This is a genomic window from Corynebacterium sp. EPI-003-04-2554_SCH2473622 (assembly GCF_001665955.1).
In the GTDB taxonomy this organism is placed as follows: domain Bacteria; phylum Actinomycetota; class Actinomycetes; order Mycobacteriales; family Mycobacteriaceae; genus Corynebacterium; species Corynebacterium pseudodiphtheriticum.
This window is the reverse complement of the sequence record NZ_LZMN01000044.1, coordinates 1-4,209: the sequence shown is the minus strand read 5'-3', so window position 1 is coordinate 4,209 and position 4,209 is coordinate 1. Positions and strand designations below refer to the sequence as shown.

Genomic DNA, 4,209 nt, shown 5'->3' with positions numbered 1-4,209 from the left:
AAGCCTGCGAAGGTTCAGATTCTTGATAAGGATAAGAAGCCTGTTGGGGATCCGATTGATGCGAAGGTGACTAAGGAGATTCCTGCTCCTTCTATTTCTGGTGATGCTGCTGAGGGTGGCAATGTCATCCCTGAGGGTGAGCCGACCCAGATTGGTCAGAAGGTTGCTAATCCGACTGAGGGTATGAGCGGTACCGTCACTGTTGATGGTCAGCCTGTTGATGATGCGACGGTAGCTGTTGATCCGCAGTCTGGTGAGATCACTGTTACGGTTCCTGAGGGAACTTTGGGTGATGGTGTTACTGAGAAGCCTGCGAAGGTTCAGATTCTTGATAAGGATAAGAAGCCTGTTGGGGATCCGATTGATGCGAAGGTGACTAAGGACATCTCTGAAGTCGTCGATCCAAACTGGAACGACACCAACCTTCCAGATGATGGTTCACGCGTGAACGTTCCTAACACCGGTGATGAGATTCCTCATGACACCGATGTCGACCTGTTGGTTGGCTACGGTGAACACAACAAGGGCGAACAGGACTGGACTGTGCGCCTGGAAGAAAATGGATCAATTACTGTGATCCCAGGTGGCGATGCAGCGCCAGAGGACTCCATCGAAGTACACGTGGAACTCACCTACGCAGACGGCTCCACCGAGACCAAGACTTTCATCGTCAAAGTCCCTTGGACCCTTGAAGGATTCTTCCCAGAAAATCTCGGCGAGCCAGACTACCCAAACAGTGAAGGTTCCGATCGTCCGAATACACCGAACACAACGCACGGCGAGTTCGGTCCAATCACAGGTGAGGATTCTGGTGACATCACTGCAGGAGATGTCTTCGACCAAGCCGATCGTTTTGACCCAGAGTGGAACGATACCGATACACCTGAAGACGGTTCTGCTGTCACCGTTAACAACACCGGTGATGCTTTGCCGCATGGCGCCACAGTTGAACTTGGCTGGGGTCACGGACTTCACAACAAGGGCACGCAAGACTGGGATGTCGAGCTGGAAGAAAACGGCGACATCACCGTCACTCCAGGTGCTGATGCTAAACACGGCGACTCTGTCCAGGTCCAGGTGGTAATCACTTACGCCGATGGTTCAACGGAGACTAAAGAATTCATCGTTCAGGTACCAGTTTCCGGTGAAGAGTACGTACCTGGAAACTTTGGCGAGTACGGTCCAATGCTGCAGTCTGAAGAAACCGAACTCACCGCTGAGGAAGCTTTCGGTCAAGCTGAGATGATCGAGCCTAACTGGGCTGATACCAGCACCCCTGAAGATGGCTCTCCTGTCACGGTTAAGAACACTGGTGATGCCTTGCCTCATGGCACTAAGGTAGATCTTGGCTGGGGCCACGGAACCCACAACAAGGGTACGCAAGATTGGGACGTAGACCTGGAAGAAAACGGCGACATCACCGTCAAACCAGGCGCTGATGCTAAGCCAGGCGACTCAATCGTCGTCGAGGTTTCCATCACCTACCCAGATGGAACCAAAGAAACCAAGTCCTTCATCACCCAAGTACCAGTTACAGGTGAAGAGTTCGTACCAGGTAACTTCGGAGAGCTTCCATCACTGACTGGTGATGATAAAGAAGACCTCACCGCAGGTGACGTCTTCACTGAAGCACCAACGGTCAACCCAGTAAACCCAGGTGACAACACCATCACTGGTACCGGTAAACCAGGCGCCACCATCACGGTCACCGGACCTAACGGCTCCTCCACCACCACAAAGGTGAACGAGAACGGCAATTGGTCTATTGATGTCCCTGGTGGAGCAACCCCAGAATCGCAGTACATCGTTTCGCAGAAGGAAGGTGACAAGGCTGAATCTGACCAGGTTATTGTGAACGTCGGCAAGGGCAACGACATTCTGCCAAAGCCAGGATCCTCCTTGGGTTCCAGCAACTTCGACATTCCACGACACCTGCAGTGCGCAGTGTTCGCTGGTGGCGTCACCGCCATCCCGCTGATCCTGCTGTCGCCACTGCACAACATGTACGAACTGGTCATGAACCCGCACCTGGCTGGCCTGCGTGAGCAGTTCAACCGCGAAATCCACGCGATTGACCAGCAAGTGCGCCGTAGCATGGGACCAGAAGGACGCGCTGCACTGGATGTTCTGGATCACATCAATGGTCGTCTGCACCAGTTCAACCAGCAGCTGGGTCAATTCGCTCACGAAAACCGCCACATCGGCCTGGCAGCAGCTGCCATCGCCGTAGCCGGCCTGAGCTACCAGCACTGCATGAACACCCAGGCCAACCAGTCCTCCTCGGCTACTGGTTCCTCGGTCGACCTGTCCTCTTCCTCCAGTGAGCAGCAGACAGAGTCCCGCGGAATCGTCGGCTGGTTCCAAGGACTGTTCAACCGCAAGTAATAACGCGGAAGTCCCAGCACAAAGCTAGGACAAGGTAGAACCCCGGCCTGGGCCGGGGCGATACCAGACGCGTAGCCCGGGCAACCGGGTACTACACGCAAACAATGCCCAAAGCAAACGGGGCATCTAGTGTGAACGCACTCTCAACAAGTGCCCATCACACCGGATGCCCCGTTTTGCTATAACCAAAGCGCCTAAAACGTTAAAGCCTAAGCCTTCCGGTCATAAGCCCGCACCGCAAGCGGACAAAAAACCACAAAAAACAACGCAGCGCCAACCAACACCAACGCAACCGGATTCTGCAAACTCCACACATCCGGAGTCTCCAACGCGCCATTATTACCAAACAAATCACGCAACGCCTGCACCAAAGCAGACAAAGGATTCCACTCCGCAAAAACCCGCAACGGCGTAGGCATCGTCTCCTGCGGCACAAAAGCATTCGACAAAAAAGTCAACGGAAACAACGTAATAAACGTCGCCGAATTCATCGCCTCCGGGCGCGGAACCACCAAACCCAACGTGACCATCAACCAAGAAAAAGCCCACACAAACAACAACAGCAACAAATAGCCCTGCACAAAACCCCAGAAAGACTCCGGGCGCCAACCAATCGCCAAGCCAGTAACTACCATCACCAACAAAGTGACACTCGCCAACGTGATATCAGCCACCGTGCGGCCAAAAACCACCGCCGAACGCGCCATCGGCAAAGTCTTATACCTACTAATCAAGCCATCCTTCTTATCATTCGCGATAAAAAGGCCCGAGGTAGTAGAACCGAAAATTGCCGACTGCACAAAAATGCCCGGCATCAAGAAATTTTCATAACTCATTCCCGGAATATCAATAGCGCCGCCAAAAACCTGCGAAAACAGCAACACAAACATGATCGGCTGCAACACGGTAAACACGATGATATCCGGCGAACGGCGCATCCGAATCAAATTGCGAATAACCACCGCACGGACGTCGGCAAGCCACATCGCAGGGGAAGAAGTAATAGCCGGGGTAGGGCTCGTAACGCTCATTAGTTAGTGCCGCCTTTCTGTGCAGATTCTTGCGTGCCGTGGGCCGGAAAATCCGCCCCAGCGTCAGTACGCTTCGCGTGGGTTTCCCCAGTAACGCTTTGCCCAGTGAGATCCAAAAAGACCTCATCCAGGCTTGGGCGCGACATTCCCACATCATGCACCGCGATCTCCTGCGCGCGCAGCTTGGTCACCACCTGCTCCAGGGCAGCCGGGCCATCGTGCACAGACACACTCAACTCGCTGCCATCAATGGTCACCGACCCGCGACTAGCCGCAACCGCATCCAATAAACTCTGCACAGAATCGTGGTCCGCCTGATTAACCGGCACCACGGAGATCCGCTGGCCACCGACACTAGACTTCAACTCGTCGGCAGTGCCTTCGGCAATAACCTTGCCCTGGTCAATCACGCTGATCTGATCGGCCAAGTAGTCCGCCTCTTCCAAATACTGTGTGGTCAGCAGCAAAGTAGTGCCAGAACGTACCCGCTGTTTGATAACTTCCCATAAAGACAAACGCGCAGCCGGGTCCAAGCCTGTAGTGGGCTCGTCCAGGAACAAAATCTTCGGATCATTTACTAAAGACGCCGCCAGATCAGCGCGCCTGCGCATACCACCAGAAAAGCCCTTGATCGGGCGGTTTGCGGCGTGCTCCAAATTAAAAATCTCTAGCAGCTCATCGGTGCGCCTTTTCGCACCCTTATCGCCTAGATGGAACAGGCGGCCCACCAGCATGAGGTTTTCCCGGGCTGTGAGCTCCTCATCAATAGTGGCGTTTTGCCCAGAAACCCCAA

Annotated in this window: 3 protein-coding genes; 1 reads left to right on the top strand and 2 read right to left on the bottom strand. The window is 54.1% G+C overall.

The genetic code is table 11. The features are described 5' to 3' along the window. On the top strand, positions 1-2,385 hold a 2,385-nt coding region (locus A5774_RS11495), incomplete at its 5' end, for a YPDG domain-containing protein (protein WP_197490260.1). Between the two features lie 209 nt (positions 2,386-2,594). Here the strand turns inward: A5774_RS11495 and A5774_RS05295 are convergent. Continuing rightward, positions 2,595-3,416, bottom strand: a complete 822-nt coding sequence (locus A5774_RS05295; RefSeq protein WP_064833709.1) for an ABC transporter permease — start codon at positions 3,414-3,416, stop codon at positions 2,595-2,597. After that, positions 3,416-4,209, bottom strand: a 794-nt coding sequence (locus A5774_RS05290) for an ATP-binding cassette domain-containing protein (RefSeq protein WP_064833707.1), incomplete at its 5' end; no start/stop codon positions are given. The genes A5774_RS05290 and A5774_RS05295, both read right to left, overlap by 1 nt.

Bases quoted from the DNA above. Each gene is read 5' to 3' on its own strand.
- A5774_RS05295 (WP_064833709.1), bottom strand. From the start codon at position 3,416: ATGAGCGTTACGAGCCCTACCCCGGCTATTACTTCTTCCCCTGCGATG.